Source organism: Pseudomonas sp. SORGH_AS_0211 (assembly GCF_031453455.1).
GTDB lineage: Bacteria > Pseudomonadota > Gammaproteobacteria > Pseudomonadales > Pseudomonadaceae > Chryseomonas > Chryseomonas aestiva.
In genome coordinates this window covers 3,323,753-3,338,061 of record NZ_JAVIZV010000001.1, presented here as the reverse complement: position 1 = coordinate 3,338,061, position 14,309 = coordinate 3,323,753, and the positions used below count along the sequence as shown (strand labels likewise).

Here is a 14,309-nt window from a genome sequence, read left to right as displayed (position 1 = left end):
TCAGCGACCAGTCGGCTGCTGCTGGGTGATGCAGTGGATGTTGCCACCGCCGAGCAGGATCTCGCGCCCCGGAACCTGTACCACCTCGTGCTCCGGGAAGCAGGCCTGCAGGGTACGCAGGGCCTCGGCGTCCTCGGGAACGCCAAAGGTCGGGGCGATGATGCCGCCGTTGACGATGAGGAAGTTGACGTAGGAGGCGGCCAGCCGCTCGCCGGCCCGGCGTGGCTGGGTGCCGAGGCAGGCATCCACGTCGCGGCATTCGTCTTCGCTGGCGAACAGCGGACCCGGGGTGACGATCCGATGCACCTTGAAGGTGCGGCCGCGGGCATCGGTTTCGCGCTCCAGCACTGTCAGGGCCTCGCGGCAGCGGCTGTAGTTGGGGTCGGCCTGGTCGTCGCACCAGCTCAGCAGCACCTCGCCCGGGCGCACGTAGCAGCAGAAGTTGTCCACGTGGCCGTTGGTTTCGTCGTTGTAGAGACCGTGGGGCAGCCAGATGACCTTGTCCACCGCCAGGTAGTCGCTCAGGTAGCGCTCGATCGCCTCGCGATCCAGGTGCGGATTGCGATTGGCGTTGAGCAGGCATTCCTCGGTGGTGATCAGGGTGCCTTCGCCATCGACATGGATGGAGCCGCCTTCAAGGACGAAGTCCGGGGTGCGATAGCCCGGCAGATTCTCGATCGCGAGGATCTTGCCGGCGACCTGGTCATCCCGCTGCCAGGGAAAATAGAGGCCGCCATCCAGGCCGCCCCAGGCATTGAAGCTCCAGTCGACACCGCGCACGCCACCCTGACCGTCGCTGACGAAGGTCGGGCCGGTATCGCGGCACCAGGCGTCGTCATTGCTGATTTCCACCACCCGGATGTTCGGGTGCTGCAGGCGGGCACGGGCATTCTCGTACTGATTTGCCGAGGCGCCGATGGTCACCGGCTCGAAACGGGCAATGGCCTGGGCGACTGCGGTGAAGGCGGCCTGGGCGGGCTTGCCGCCCAGGCGCCAATTGTCCGGGCGCTCGGGCCAGACCATCCAGATCTGGCGCTGGTCGGCCCATTCGGCCGGCATGTGGAAGCCGTCGGCACGCGGCGTGGTGAGGGTGGTCATGGCGAAGCTCTCCGTCCAGAGTCGTCGTTGGCTGAGAAGGGGGAAAGGCCGGCAGGGCGCCGCGGGCGTGAACACGCGCAGGGCTCCGGCGGTACCGCAGAACAGCTGCCGACCGGCGCAGAACCGGTCGGCAGGCAGGTCCCTACACGGTGTGCAGGTACCAGTTGTACTCGAGGTCGGAGATGGAGTGCTCGAACTCCTCCAGCTCGTGCTCCTTGCAGGCGACGAAGATGTCGATGTACTTCGGGTCGATGTACTCCGCCATCACCGAGCTGTCGTCCAGGTAGCGCAAGGCATCGCGCAGGTTGTTCGGCAGGCTCTGCTCGTGCTGTTCGTAGGAGTTGCCCTCGGTGACCGGGCCGGGTTCGATCTGCCGGGTCAGGCCATGGTGCACGCCGGCCAGGACGCCGGCCAGCAGCAGGTAGGGGTTGGCGTCGGCGCCGGCTACCCGATGCTCGATACGGTGCGCCTCCGGCGTACCGGTGGGGACGCGCAGGGCGGTGGTGCGGTTGTCCAGGCCCCAGCTCGGCGCATTGGGCACGAAGAACTGCGAGCCGAAGCGGCGATAGCTGTTCACGTTGGGGCAGAGGAAGGCCATGCAGGCGGGTAGGGTCTCGAGCACACCGCCGATGGCATGACGCAATGCGGCGTTCTGCTCGGGATCCTCACCGGCGAAGATGTTGCGGCCGTCCTTGTCCAGCAGGGAAATATGGACGTGCAGGCCATTGCCCGCCTGGCCCGGATAGGGCTTGGCCATGAAGGTGGTGTCCATCTCATGGTCATAGGCGACGTTCTTGATCAGGCGCTTGAGCAGCACGGCGTAGTCGCAGGCCTTGATCGGGTCGGCAACGTGGTTGAGGTTGACCTCGAATTGCGCCGGAGCCGACTCGGCGACGATGGCGTCGGCCGGAATGCCCTGGGCGCGGGCGCCGTCGATGATGTCCTGCAGGCAGTCCGCATACTCGTCCAGATCGTCCATGGAATAGACCTGGACCGACTGGGGACGCTTGCCGGAAATGGGCGAACGCGGCGGTTGCGGGCGGCCGTTGATGTTCTCCTGATCGATCAGATAGAACTCCAGCTCGAAGGCGGCGCAGACGGTGAGCCCGAGCTCGTCGAAACGCTGGACGACCTGGCGCAGGACCTCGCGGGGATCGGCGAAGAAGGGCTCGCCTTCCATCTCGTGCATGGTCATCAGCAGCTGCGCGGTGGGGCGCTTCTGCCAGGGTTCCATGGAGAGGGTGTCGGTGATGGGGAAGCAGACGCGGTCGGCGTCGCCGATGTCGAGCCCGAGACCGGTGCTTTCGACGGTGGAGCCGGTGATGTCGAGGGCGAACAGCGAAGCGGGGAGGTTGATTCCTTTCTCGAAGACTTTGGGCAGATTGGTGCGCTCGATGCGTTTGCCACGCACCACGCCATTCATATCCGCAATCAGAAGATCGACGAACTGGACCTCAGGGTGTTCCCTGAGGAAGTCGGTCGCTTCATCCAAACGAACGGCACGCGGGGGTACCGACATGATGAAACACCTTTGCTTTTGGCTGCGCTCGACAAAACGGTTAGCGCCTGATGCGCCTGTTTGCCCAGTGGGCCAACCGCAGTGAGGGCACGAGTGCCCGCTGTCGATCCGACAGCGACCTGAGAGTACGGTCTCGCCTGCGCTCCGACGCTTTGTCAGCGCCCCTGTTAAAAATATCAATCAGCGGAGTTACCACCCTGGAGTCAATCCGAAAGGCGGACCAAAGTCAACTGGAGGCAACCCTGCTCAGGGGTGGTGCGCAGGTGCCTGTTTTTGGCGCATTCAGCGGGGCTGAAACGCCTCTGTTTCGCCGCTTCTGTGCAGAATCTCGAAACTTTTTGCCGGTGGTTGTGAAAAATAACGAACAAGACTAGGCTCGGATGATTCCTGTTCAACCCGGTGTCCCATGTCCGCGCTGCCCCTCATAGGTGTCACAGCCTGTACCAGGCAACTAGGCCTGCATCCCTTTCACATTGCCGGCGACAAGTATCTGCGCGCGGTGGTGGAGGGCGCCGAGGGCATGCCACTGGTGATTCCGGCGCTGGCCGATCTCATCGCCACCGAGGCCCTGCTCGAGCGCCTGGACGGTCTGCTGTTCACCGGTTCGCCATCCAACGTCGAGCCCCATCACTACCAGGGTACGCCGAGCGAGCCCGGCACCCTGCACGACGCGGCTCGCGATGCCGTGACCCTGCCGCTGCTGCGCGCCGCCGTGGCGGCCGGGATGCCGGTGCTGGGCATCTGCCGCGGCTTCCAGGAAATGAACGTGGCCTTCGGCGGCAGTCTGCACCAGAAGGTGCACGAGGTCGGCTCCCTCATGGACCACCGCGAGCGCGGCGAGACCCTGGAGGAACACTATGGCCTGCACCATCCGGTCGAGGTCCAGCCGGGTGGCCTGTTCGAGGCCCTGGAGCTGCCGGCACGCTTCGACGTGAATTCCATCCATGGCCAGGGTATTGATCGCCTGGCACCGGGGTTGCGCGCCGAGGCCCTGGCGCCCGATGGCCTGATCGAGGCCGTCTCGGTCCGCGAGGCGCGCGTCTTCGCCTGTGGCGTGCAGTGGCACCCTGAATGGAAGGTGCGCAGTCACCCCGTCTATCTCGCCTTGTTCAAGGCGTTCGGCAAGGCCTGCAAGGCGCGCGCTGCCGAGCGCTGATGCTGTTCACCCCGCTCGAACCTTCGAGGTCTTTATGAGCACCCCGCTTGACCGGCTCACCGCCTGGTTGAAAGAACGCAAGATCACTGAAGTGGAATGCCTGGTCGCCGATCTGACCGGCATCGCCCGCGGCAAGATTTCCCCCACCGCCAAGTTCCTCAACGAAAAGGGCATGCGCCTGCCGGAGAGCGTGCTCCTGCAGAGCGTGACGGGGGACTATGTCGACGACGACATCTACTATGAATTGCTCGATCCGGCCGACATCGACATGCACTGCCGCCCGGACGATCGTGCCGTGTTCCTGGTGCCCTGGGCACTGGAGCCCACTGCCCTGGTGATCCACGACACCTACGACAAGCGCGGCATTCCCATCGAGCTGTCGCCGCGCAACCTGCTCAAGAAGGTGCTCAAGCTCTATGCCGAGCACGGCTGGCAGCCCATCGTCGCACCGGAAATGGAGTTCTACCTGACCAAGCGCAGCGACGACCCCGACTATCCGCTGCAGCCGCCGGTAGGCCGCTCCGGGCGCCAGGAAACCGGGCGCCAGTCCTTTTCCATCGATGCGGCCAACGAATTCGACCCGCTGTTCGAGGACATGTACGACTGGTGCGAGGCCCAGGCACTGGATCTGGATACCCTGATCCACGAGGAAGGCACCGCGCAGATGGAGATCAATTTCCGCCACGGTGATCCGCTGCACCTGGCCGACCAGATCTTCGTCTTCAAGCGCACCCTGCGCGAGGCGGCGCTCAAGCACAACGTCACCGCCACCTTCATGGCCAAGCCCATGACCGGTGAGCCCGGCAGCGCCATGCACCTGCACCAGAGCGTGGTGGATCTCAAGACCGGCAAGACGGTGTTTTCCAACCCCGATGGCAGCATGAGCGAACTCTTCCTGCACCACATCGGTGGCCTGCAGAAATACATTCCCGAGGCGCTGCCGCTGTTCGCGCCCAATGTGAATTCCTTCCGCCGCTTCCTGCCCGACACCTCGGCGCCGGTCAACGTCGAGTGGGGCGAGGAGAATCGCACCGTGGGCCTGCGCGTGCCGGATTCCGATCCGCAGAATCGCCGGGTGGAGAATCGCCTGGCCGGCGCCGATGCCAATCCCTATCTGGCCCTGGCGGCCAGCCTGCTGTGTGGCTATCTGGGCATGATCGAGAATGTCTCGCCCAGCGCCCCGGTGCAGGGACGCGGCTACGAGCGGCGCAACCTGCGCCTGCCGCTGACCCTGGAAGCCGCCCTGGAGCGCATGGAGCAGTCGGCCACCCTGGAGCGTTATCTGGGGAGTCGCTTCACCCGCGGCTACGTCGCGGTCAAGCGTGCCGAGCACGAGAATTACAAGCGCGTGATCAGTTCCTGGGAGCGGGAATTCCTGCTGCTCAGCGTCTGACCGCGATTCGAGGAGAGGCTTCGTGACTACCTTTACCACCGCCCATTGGCAGGACCTGAGTCGCCGGCATCTGCTGGCGCCCTTCACCGACTATCGCCAGCTCAACGAGAAGGGCGCGCGCATCATCACCCGTGCCGAGGGCGTGCATCTCTGGGACAGCGAGGGTCAGCGCATCCTCGACGGCATGGCCGGACTCTGGTGCGTCAACGTCGGCTACGGCCGTGAAGAGCTGGTCGAGGCGGCCAGCCGCCAGATGCGCGAACTGCCCTATTACAACCTGTTCTTCCAGACCGCCCATCCGCCCGTGCTGGAGCTGGCCAAGGCCATCGCCGAGCTGGCACCGGAGGGTATGAACCACGTGTTCTTCACCGGTTCCGGCTCGGAGGCCAACGACACCGTACTGCGCCTGGTACGCCATTACTGGGCAACCAAGGGCCAGCCGGAGAAGCGCGTGGTCATCGGCCGCTGGAATGGTTACCACGGCTCGACCTTGGCCGGTGCCAGCCTGGGTGGCATGGCGGCGATGCACGAGCAGGGCGGCCTGCTGCCCGACATCGTGCACATCCCGCAGCCCTACTGGTTCGGTGAGGGCGGCGAGATGAGGCCGGAGGAATTCGGCATCTGGGCGGCCGATCAGCTGGAGCGGAAGATTCTAGAGGTCGGCGAGGAGCGCGTCGCCGCCTTTATCGCCGAGCCCATCCAGGGCGCCGGCGGAGTGATCATTCCGCCGGAAAGCTACTGGCCGCGGGTGCGCCAGATCCTCGACAAGTACGACATCCTCTTCATCGCCGACGAAGTGATCTGCGGCTTCGGTCGCACCGGCGAATGGTTCGGCAGCCAGTACTACGGCAATGCCCCGGACCTCATGCCCATCGCCAAGGGTCTCACCTCCGGCTATGTGCCCATGGGCGGCGTGGTGGTACGCGACGAAGTGGTCAGGGTGCTCGACGAGGGCGGCGAGTTCTATCACGGCTTCACCTATTCCGGGCATCCGGTGGCCGCGGCCGTGGCCCTGGAAAACATCCGCATCCTGCGTGACGAAGGCATCGTCGACCGGGTTCGCAGCACCACGGCACCCTATTTGCAGAAACGCTGGGCGGAGCTGGCCGACCATCCGCTGGTGGGCGAGACCCGGGGTGTCGGCATGGTGGCGGCACTGGAGCTGGTGCGCGACAAGAAGACGCGGGCGCGGTACGAGGGTGGGGCGGGCATGCTCTGTCGCGAGCACTGCTTCCGCAATGGCCTGGTGATGCGGGCGGTGGGCGATACCATGATCATCGCGCCGCCACTGGTGATCACGCCGGAGTCCATCGACGAACTGGTCACCCTGGCGCGGCTGAGCCTCGATCAGACCCATGGGCTGCTGCGCCAGCGCGGCTAATGGCTGCCAAGGCTTGAGCCCGGCGGCGGACCTTGCCAGACTGCGCGCGGGCGCTGGCCGCGCACCGAATCAAAAGACCAACGATGACTTGAGGAGCACCACCGCATGAATGTTTTTGGCAAGACTCTTCTAGCGCTGAGCCTGGCCGGCCTCTTTGCCGGCAACGCCTCGGCGGACCCCAAGGTCCTGCACGTCTACAACTGGAACGACTACATTGCCGAAGACACCATCGCCAACTTCGAGAAGGAGTCGGGGATCAAGGTGGTCTATGACGTCTACGACAGCAACGAGACCCTCGAGGCCAAGCTGCTCGCCGGCCGTTCCGGCTACGACGTGGTGGTGCCGTCCAACTCCTTCCTGGCCAAGCAGATCAAGGCCGGCGTCTACCAGCCGCTGGACAAGTCCAAGTTGCCCAACTACAGCAACCTGGATCCGCAGCTGATGAAGACCCTGGAAGTCAGCGATCCGGGCAACCAGTACGCCATCCCCTACCTGTGGGGCACCATCGGCATCGGCTACAACCCGGCCAAGGTCAAGGCCGCCCTGGGCGACAACGCCCCGGTGGATTCCTGGGACCTGATCTTCAAGCCCGAGAACCTTTCCAAGCTCAAGGGCTGCGGCGTGGCCGTGCTGGATTCGCCCACCGAGATCATCCCCGCCGGTCTGCACTACCTCGGCTACAAGCCGGATAGCCAGGATCCCAAGGAGATCAAGGCGGCAGAGGAGCTGTTCCTCAAGGTGCGGCCATACATCACCTACTTCCACAGCTCCAAGTACATCTCGGACCTGGCCAACGGCAACGTCTGCGTGGCGGTCGGCTATTCCGGCGACATCGCCCAGGCCAAGGCCCGGGCGGCCGATGCCAAGAACGGCGTGACCGTGGCCTACAACATTCCCAAGGAAGGCGCCGGCACCTTCTTCGACACGATGGCCATTCCCAAGGACGCCGAGAATCCCGAGGGCGCGCTGAAGTTCATCAACTACATCATGGAGCCCAAGGTGATCGCGGCGGTCAGCGACTACGTGCAGTATCCCAACGGCAACAAGGAGGCGACCCCGCTCGTAGCCGAAGCGATCCGCACCAACCCGGGGATCTATCCGACCCAGGAAACCATGACCAAGCTGTACGCCTTCCCGGATCTTCCGGCCAAGACCCAGCGTCTGATGACCCGTACCTGGACCACCATCAAGTCCGGCAAGTGAGTTCGGTCGCCGCGTGCGACTGAAAGGACGGCACGCCGGAGTCACTCCGGCGTGCCGTACGTCTGTATGGACCGCTGAAAGGGTGTCGCCGCCGATGCCCACCATGAAAGGAGCCGCCCGTGCTTTCGTTGCGTAAAACCCTGCTGGCCATGACCACCCTGACCGTCATGGGAACCGCCGTCGCCGAGCCGACGGTACGCGTCTACAACTGGAGCGATTACGTCGGCGAGACCACGCTCGAGGATTTCCAGAAGGCCACCGGCATCACGCCGGTCTATGACGTCTTCGATTCCAACGAAACCCTCGAAGGCAAGCTCCTGGCCGGCCACACCGGCTATGACGTGGTGGTGCCCTCGAGCAACTTCCTCGCCAAGCAGATCAAGGCGGGCGCCTTCCAGAAACTGGACAAGAGCCAGCTGCCGAACTGGCAGAATCTCGATCCGGCGCTGCTCAAGCAGCTGGAAAAGAGCGATCCGGGTAACCAATACGGCGTGCCCTACCTGTGGGGCACCAACGGCATCGGGTACAATGTCGACAAGGTCAAGGCCGCGCTGGGCACCGACAAGCTCGATTCCTGGGCCATCCTGTTCGAACCCGAGAACCTCAAGAAGCTGAGCAAGTGCGGCGTCTCCTTCATGGACTCGCCCGATGAGGTCTATCCGGCAGTCCTGCAATACCTGGGACTCGATCCCAACAGCACCAATCCCGACGACTACAAGAAGGCCGAGGCCCAGCTGCTCAAGGTGCGGCCATACATCACCTATTTCCATTCCTCCAAGTACATCTCGGATCTGGCCAACGGCAACATCTGCGTGGCCTTCGGCTATTCCGGCGATGTCTTTCAGGCGCGTTCGCGTGCCGAGGAAGCGAAGAAGGGCGTCAACATCGGCTACGCGATTCCCAAGGAGGGCGCGAACCTCTGGTTCGACCTCCTGGCCATCCCCAAGGATGCCAAGAACGTGAAGGAGGCCCATGCCTTCATCAACTATCTGCTGCAGCCCGAGGTCATCGCCAAGGTCAGTGACTATGTCGGCTACGCCAACCCCAATCCGAAGGCGGGCGAGCTGATGAATGCCGAGCTGCGGCAGGACGAGACGGTCTATCCGCCACAGGCGGTGATGGACAAGCTGTACGTCATGAAGGAGCTGCCCCCGCAACTCCTGCGCCTGGAGACCCGCAGCTGGACGCGGGTCAAGTCCGGCAAATAACCAATGCTAAAGTGGACCGGCCCGACCGGTCCCCGATTTTCCTGGGGAGATGTACATGGCGACTGCCACCAGTGCCTTCAAGAAAGCCGCCACCGGCGACAAGAAAGCCAAGGAAGTCCTGGTCAAGATCGACCGGGTCACCAAGAAGTTCGACGAAACCGTCGCTGTCGACGACGTCTCCCTGACCATCAACAAGGGCGAGATCTTCGCCCTGCTCGGCGGCTCGGGTTCGGGCAAGTCGACCCTGCTGCGCATGCTGGCCGGTTTCGAGCGACCCAGCGAAGGGCGCATCTTCCTCGATGGCGTGGACATCACCGACATGCCGCCCTACGAGCGGCCGATCAACATGATGTTCCAGTCCTATGCGCTGTTCCCGCACATGAGCGTGGAGCAGAACATCGCCTTCGGCCTCAAGCAGGACAAGCTGCCCAAGGCCGAGATCGACGCCCGCGTGGCCGAGATGCTCAAGCTGGTGCACATGACCCAGTACGCCAAGCGCAAGCCGCACCAGCTCTCCGGTGGCCAGCGCCAGCGGGTGGCCCTGGCGCGTTCCCTGGCCAAGCGGCCCAAGCTGCTGCTGCTCGACGAGCCAATGGGCGCCCTGGACAAGAAGCTGCGCTCGCAGATGCAGCTGGAACTGGTGGAGATCATCGAGCGCGTGGGCGTGACCTGCGTGATGGTGACCCACGACCAGGAAGAGGCCATGACCATGGCCGAGCGCATCGCCATCATGCACCTGGGCTGGATCGCCCAGGTGGGCAGCCCGATGGACATCTACGAGACCCCGGCGAGCCGGCTGGTCTGCGAGTTCATCGGCAGCGTCAACGTCTTCGACGGCGAGCTGACCGACGACGGTGCCGACCACGCCATCATCCACAGTCCGCAACTGGAGCGACCGATCTACATCGGTCACGGCATCAGCACCCGCGCCCAGGAAAAGCAGGTCACCTTCGCCCTGCGCCCCGAGAAGCTGCTGATGGGCACCAGCCTGCCGGCGGATCACGAGCATCCCGACTACAACTGGTGCAGCGGCACCGTGCACGACATCGCCTACCTGGGCGGGCACTCGGTCTATCACGTCAAGCTGGGCACCGGTCCCATCGTGCAGTGCTTCATCGCCAACGCCGAGCGCCTCGGCAAGCGACCCACCTGGGATGACGCCGTGGTGGTGTACTGGGAAGACGACAGCGGCGTGGTACTGCAAGCATGACCAGACCCCCCTTGCTCAAGCGCCTGCTCGATGGCCGCCGCCTGACCATCGGCGTGCCCTTCGTGTGGCTGTTCCTGTTCTTCCTGCTGCCGTTCCTGATCGTGCTCAAGATCAGCTTCTCGGTCGCGGACGTGGCCATTCCGCCCTATACCGAGCTGTTCAGCTACGCCGATCAGCAACTGGATATCGCGCTCAACTTCGGCAACTACCTGATGTTCGCCGACGATCCGCTGTATCTGGACGCCTACCTCGGCTCGCTGAAGATGGCCGGCATCAGCACCCTGATCTGTCTGCTGATCGGCTATCCCATGGCCTATGCCATCGCCCGGGCCAGTCGCGAGAAGCAGACGGTGCTGCTGCTGCTGATCATGATGCCGACCTGGACCGCCATCCTCATCCGCGTCTACGCCTGGATGGGGCTGCTGTCCACCAACGGCCTGATCAACAGCTTCCTGATGAACCTGGGGATCATCAGCAGTCCGCTGCAGATGCTCAACACCAACTTCGCGGTGTACCTGGGGATCGTCTATTCCTATCTGCCGTTCATGATCCTGCCGCTGTTCGCCAATCTGGTGAAGCATGACCTGACCCTGCTGGAAGCCGCCGGCGACCTGGGTGCCAGTCGCTTCACCAGCTTCTGGAGGATCACCGTGCCGCTGTCCAAGAACGGCATCATCGCCGGCTGCATGCTGGTGTTCATTCCGGCGGTGGGCGAGTTCGTCATTCCCGAGCTGCTGGGTGGCCCGGAGACCCTGATGATCGGCCGCGTGCTTTGGCAGGAATTCTTCAACAACCGTGACTGGCCGGTGGCCTCGGCCCTGGCGGTGGTGATGCTGGTGATCCTCATCGTGCCCATCGTGCTGTTCAATAGGAACCAAGCCAAGGAACTGGAGGGCAAGCTATGAAGGGCCTCAAGTTCACCAACCTGATGCTGGTGCTCGGGCTGCTGTTCATCTATCTGCCGATGGTCATCCTGGTCATCTACTCCTTCAACGAGTCGCGGCTGGTGACCGTCTGGGGGGGCTGGTCGGTGAAGTGGTACGTCGGCCTGCTGGACAATACCCAGCTGATGAGCGCGGTGTTCCGCTCGCTGGAGATCGCCTTCTACACGGCCATCTCTTCGGTGATCCTCGGCACCCTGGCGGCCTTCGTGCTGACCCGCATCCCGCGCTTCCGCGGCCGCACCGTCTTCGGCGGCATGGTCACCGCACCGCTGGTGATGCCCGAGGTGATCACCGGTCTGTCGCTGCTGCTGCTGTTCGTCTCCATGGCGCAACTGATCGGCTGGCCGCAGGACCGGGGCGTGACCACCATCTGGATCGCCCACACCAGCTTCTGCTCCTCCTATGTAGCGGTAGTGGTCTCCTCGCGCCTGCGCGAGCTGGACCTGTCCATCGAGGAGGCGGCCATGGACCTGGGCGCCCGGCCGTGGAAGGTGTTCCTGCTGATCACCATTCCCATGATCGCGCCCTCGCTGGCGGCGGGCGGCATGATGTCCTTCGCCCTGTCGCTGGACGACCTGGTGCTGGCGAGCTTCGTCTCGGGCCCCGGCTCGACCACCCTGCCGATGGAGGTGTTCTCCGCGGTGCGCCTGGGCGTGAAGCCGGAGATCAATGCCATCGCCAGCCTGATCCTCCTGGCGGTCTCGCTGTTCACCTTCTTCGCCTGGTACTTCACCCGCCGCGCCGAGAAGAAGCGCCTGCAGGGCCTGCAGGAAGCCATGGACGCCACGGCCTCGGAGATCACCCGGCGCGAACGCGAAACGGCGACCCTCATGGCGCCGCCGGCCAACAGCTGAGGGTTGGTGGAAAAGGCGGCCCCAGGGCCGCTTTTTTTGTGTCCGATGGTCAGGGCTGCGACAAGCGCGACCGCTCTCGCAGGGCGCGATTTGATACCATTTGCCTTTTGCCAGGTAGCGCTCCCGCCATGAAACAGTACCTCGACCTGATGCGCCATGTGCGCGAACACGGCACCTTCAAGAGCGACCGCACCGGCACCGGGACCTACAGCGTCTTCGGCTACCAGATGAGATTCGATCTGGCGGAGGGCTTTCCCCTGGTCACCACCAAGAAGTGCCATCTGCGATCCATCATCCACGAACTGCTGTGGTTCCTGCAGGGCGAGACCAACATCCGCTACCTCAAGGACAACGGCGTGTCCATCTGGGACGAGTGGGCCGACGAGAACGGCGAACTGGGCCCGGTCTATGGCTACCAGTGGCGCAGCTGGCCGGCACCGGACGGTCGCCATATCGACCAGATCGCGGGGGTGGTGGACATGATCCGCGCCAAGCCCGACTCGCGGCGTCTGATCGTCTCGGCCTGGAATCCGGCGCTGGTGGACGAGATGGCGCTGCCGCCGTGCCATGCGCTGTTCCAGTTCTATGTCGCCGATGGCCGCCTGAGCTGCCAGCTGTATCAGCGTTCCGCCGACATCTTCCTCGGCGTGCCCTTCAACATCGCCAGCTACGCGCTGCTGACCCTGATGGTGGCCCAGGTCACCGGACTGCAACCGGGCGAATTCATCTGGACCGGCGGTGATTGCCATCTCTATGCCAATCACCTGGAGCAGACCGATCTGCAGCTGACCCGTGAACCGCTGCCGCTGCCGACCATGACGCTCAATCCGGCGGTCACGGACCTGTTCGCCTTCCGCTTCGAGGATTTCGAACTGGCAGGCTACCAGGCCCATCCGCACATCAAGGCGCCGGTCGCGGTCTGAGCCGGCGGCCGCAGCGCTCAGGCGCCGTGGCCGTGCGCAAGCACCTCGTCCACCAGCTGCCCGGGTGCCTTGCGTACGTCCAGCACCTGGGCTTCCAGGTGATCCGGCGCCTCCAGGGTGTCGAGCTGGCTCTGCAGGAGCTTGGGATCGAAGAAGTGCCCGCGGCGACTGCCGATGCGCTCGGCAAGCAGCTCGGGTGAGCCCTTGAGGAACAGCAGCCGGACGCCTTCCAGGCCGTTCAGCAGGCGATCGCGATAGACCTTCTTCAGCGCCGAGCAGGCAAACACCCGGGTGGTGCCTTCGGCCTGTGCCTGCTGCATGGCGTCGTGGATGGCATCCAGCCAGGGCCAGCGATCCTCGTCGGTGAGGGCGACGCCCTTGGCCATCTTGTCCTTGTTGGCCTGGCTGTGAAAGGTATCGGCATCGTCGAAACGGCAGTCCAGCCGGCTGGCCAGGAGTTCGCCCAGGGTGGTCTTGCCACTGCCCGAGACGCCCATTATCAGATAGATCATCGTCGTCGCTCCGCGTGAGGATTCGCCTCGCTATAGAGTGTCTAGAGCGGCGTTTGCTCCGGGGTCAGCCGGCTGCTCCAGGTGGCGCCGATGGACGCGACGATGATGCAGGCGAGGGCGAACCACTGGGCGACGCCCAGGATCTCGCCGAGGAATACCCAGCCGGAAAGGGCGCCCAGCGCCGGTTCCAGACTCATCAGCGTGCCAAAGGTGGAGGCTGGCAGGCGGGTCAGGACGATCATTTCCAGGGCATAGGGAATGGCCGTGGACATCAGCGCCAGGGCCAGCGCCAGCGGCCAGATTTCCGGTTGCAAGAGATTGCTGCCGCTGTGGACGATGCCGATGGGCAGCACGACCAGGGCGGCGATGGAGGCACCGAAAGCCACCGTGCCGGTACCGTGAACCGCGCCGGCGCGCTTGCCCAGGACGATGTAGATCGCCCAGCAGGCGCCAGCACCCAGGGCCAGCGTGGTGCCCAGCGGATCCAGTGCGGAGGCGTTGTGGCCGAAGGGCAGGAGCACGGCCAGGCCGGCCACCACCAGCACGATCCACAGCAGGTCCAGCCAGCGACGCAGGGCGCACAGCGCCACCACCAGCGGACCGACGAATTCCAGGCCGACGGCGATGCCTATCGGCAGCCGCTGCATGGCCAGGTAGATGGTCAGGTTCATCACGCCCATGGCGACGCCATAGCCCAGCAGGCTGCCCAGCGCCGCGCGGCGGAAGTTGCGCCAGGGGCGCAGCACGATCAGCAGGACCAGGGCCGCGAAGATCAGCCTAAGGGTGGTGACACCGACCGGATCGAGACGCAGGAACAGGGTCTTGGCCAGGCTGGCGCTGGTCTGGATCGAGGTCATGGCGACCAGCAGCAGGGCGACGGCGAACAGCGGAGAGCGGGCAGACATCGG

Annotated in this window: 13 protein-coding genes; 9 read left to right on the top strand and 4 right to left on the bottom strand. The window is 64.4% G+C overall.

What is annotated here, in order from left to right; translation table 11 throughout:
* A complete protein-coding gene (gene aguA, locus QE393_RS15495; protein ID WP_310044479.1) occupies positions 1–1,098 on the bottom strand; it encodes an agmatine deiminase in 1,098 nt (365 codons plus the stop codon).
* A gap of 142 nt (positions 1,099–1,240) precedes the next feature.
* Positions 1,241–2,617, bottom strand: a complete 1,377-nt coding sequence (locus QE393_RS15490) for a glutamine synthetase family protein (RefSeq protein ID WP_133861334.1) — start codon at positions 2,615–2,617, stop codon at positions 1,241–1,243.
* 406 nt (positions 2,618–3,023) lie between these two features.
* On the opposite strand from QE393_RS15490, the gene QE393_RS15485 reads away from it, so the two are divergent.
* From QE393_RS15485 to QE393_RS15445, 9 genes are all read left to right on the top strand, one after another.
* On the top strand, positions 3,024–3,773 hold the full coding sequence (locus QE393_RS15485; RefSeq protein WP_310044477.1) for a gamma-glutamyl-gamma-aminobutyrate hydrolase family protein: 750 nt from the start codon (positions 3,024–3,026) through the stop codon (positions 3,771–3,773).
* A 34-nt stretch (positions 3,774–3,807) separates the two neighbouring features.
* Entirely contained in the window at positions 3,808–5,166 is a 1,359-nt protein-coding gene (locus tag QE393_RS15480; RefSeq protein WP_133861332.1) for a glutamine synthetase family protein, read from the top strand.
* A gap of 22 nt (positions 5,167–5,188) precedes the next feature.
* Complete coding sequence (locus QE393_RS15475; RefSeq protein ID WP_273806574.1) at positions 5,189–6,547, top strand: aspartate aminotransferase family protein; 1,359 nt, start codon at positions 5,189–5,191, stop codon at positions 6,545–6,547.
* A gap of 105 nt (positions 6,548–6,652) precedes the next feature.
* The gene (locus QE393_RS15470) at positions 6,653–7,750 is read left to right on the top strand and encodes a polyamine ABC transporter substrate-binding protein (protein ID WP_133861330.1); all 1,098 of its coding nucleotides are present in this window, start codon (positions 6,653–6,655) and stop codon (positions 7,748–7,750) included.
* Positions 7,751–7,899: 149 nt separating this feature from the next.
* Positions 7,900–8,958 (top strand): polyamine ABC transporter substrate-binding protein, encoded by a 1,059-nt coding sequence (locus QE393_RS15465; protein ID WP_169853377.1) that lies wholly within the window; start codon positions 7,900–7,902, stop codon positions 8,956–8,958.
* A gap of 55 nt (positions 8,959–9,013) precedes the next feature.
* Positions 9,014–10,168 (top strand): polyamine ABC transporter ATP-binding protein, encoded by a 1,155-nt coding sequence (gene potA / locus QE393_RS15460; protein WP_133861329.1) that lies wholly within the window; start codon positions 9,014–9,016, stop codon positions 10,166–10,168.
* A complete protein-coding gene (locus QE393_RS15455) occupies positions 10,165–11,073 on the top strand; it encodes an ABC transporter permease subunit (RefSeq protein ID WP_273806573.1) in 909 nt (302 codons plus the stop codon). Before potA ends, QE393_RS15455 begins: the two co-directional genes overlap by 4 nt.
* Complete coding sequence (locus QE393_RS15450) at positions 11,070–11,966, top strand: ABC transporter permease subunit (RefSeq protein ID WP_133861327.1); 897 nt, start codon at positions 11,070–11,072, stop codon at positions 11,964–11,966. The genes QE393_RS15455 and QE393_RS15450 overlap by 4 nt, the downstream gene beginning before the upstream one ends.
* 128 nt (positions 11,967–12,094) lie before the next feature.
* A complete protein-coding gene (locus QE393_RS15445) occupies positions 12,095–12,889 on the top strand; it encodes a thymidylate synthase (protein ID WP_310044473.1) in 795 nt (264 codons plus the stop codon).
* A gap of 17 nt (positions 12,890–12,906) precedes the next feature.
* Here QE393_RS15445 and QE393_RS15440 read toward each other — a convergent pair whose 3' ends face one another.
* Together QE393_RS15440 and QE393_RS15435 are read right to left on the bottom strand one after the other, a co-directional pair.
* On the bottom strand, positions 12,907–13,401 hold the full coding sequence (locus QE393_RS15440) for a gluconokinase (protein WP_273806571.1): 495 nt from the start codon (positions 13,399–13,401) through the stop codon (positions 12,907–12,909).
* Positions 13,402–13,442: 41 nt separating this feature from the next.
* Positions 13,443–14,306 (bottom strand): EamA family transporter, encoded by an 864-nt coding sequence (locus tag QE393_RS15435; RefSeq protein ID WP_310044471.1) that lies wholly within the window; start codon positions 14,304–14,306, stop codon positions 13,443–13,445.
* Between the last annotated feature and the right edge of the window lie 3 nt (positions 14,307–14,309).

What these genes read in the sequence shown, in the direction of transcription:
- QE393_RS15490 (WP_133861334.1), bottom strand. Translation starts at nt 2,617, where the DNA reads ATGTCGGTACCCCCGCGTGCCGTTCGTTTGGATGAAGCGACCGACTTC.
- QE393_RS15435 (WP_310044471.1), bottom strand. Translation starts at nt 14,306, where the DNA reads ATGTCTGCCCGCTCTCCGCTGTTCGCCGTCGCCCTGCTGCTGGTCGCC.
- QE393_RS15445 (WP_310044473.1), top strand. Translation starts at nt 12,095, where the DNA reads ATGAAACAGTACCTCGACCTGATGCGCCATGTGCGCGAACACGGCACC.
- potA (WP_133861329.1), top strand. Translation starts at nt 9,014, where the DNA reads ATGGCGACTGCCACCAGTGCCTTCAAGAAAGCCGCCACCGGCGACAAG.
- QE393_RS15485 (WP_310044477.1), top strand. Translation starts at nt 3,024, where the DNA reads ATGTCCGCGCTGCCCCTCATAGGTGTCACAGCCTGTACCAGGCAACTA.
- QE393_RS15465 (WP_169853377.1), top strand. Translation starts at nt 7,900, where the DNA reads ATGACCACCCTGACCGTCATGGGAACCGCCGTCGCCGAGCCGACGGTA.
- QE393_RS15450 (WP_133861327.1), top strand. Translation starts at nt 11,070, where the DNA reads ATGAAGGGCCTCAAGTTCACCAACCTGATGCTGGTGCTCGGGCTGCTG.
- aguA (WP_310044479.1), bottom strand. Translation starts at nt 1,098, where the DNA reads ATGACCACCCTCACCACGCCGCGTGCCGACGGCTTCCACATGCCGGCC.
- QE393_RS15470 (WP_133861330.1), top strand. Translation starts at nt 6,653, where the DNA reads ATGAATGTTTTTGGCAAGACTCTTCTAGCGCTGAGCCTGGCCGGCCTC.
- QE393_RS15455 (WP_273806573.1), top strand. Translation starts at nt 10,165, where the DNA reads ATGACCAGACCCCCCTTGCTCAAGCGCCTGCTCGATGGCCGCCGCCTG.
- QE393_RS15480 (WP_133861332.1), top strand. Translation starts at nt 3,808, where the DNA reads ATGAGCACCCCGCTTGACCGGCTCACCGCCTGGTTGAAAGAACGCAAG.
- QE393_RS15440 (WP_273806571.1), bottom strand. Translation starts at nt 13,401, where the DNA reads ATGATCTATCTGATAATGGGCGTCTCGGGCAGTGGCAAGACCACCCTG.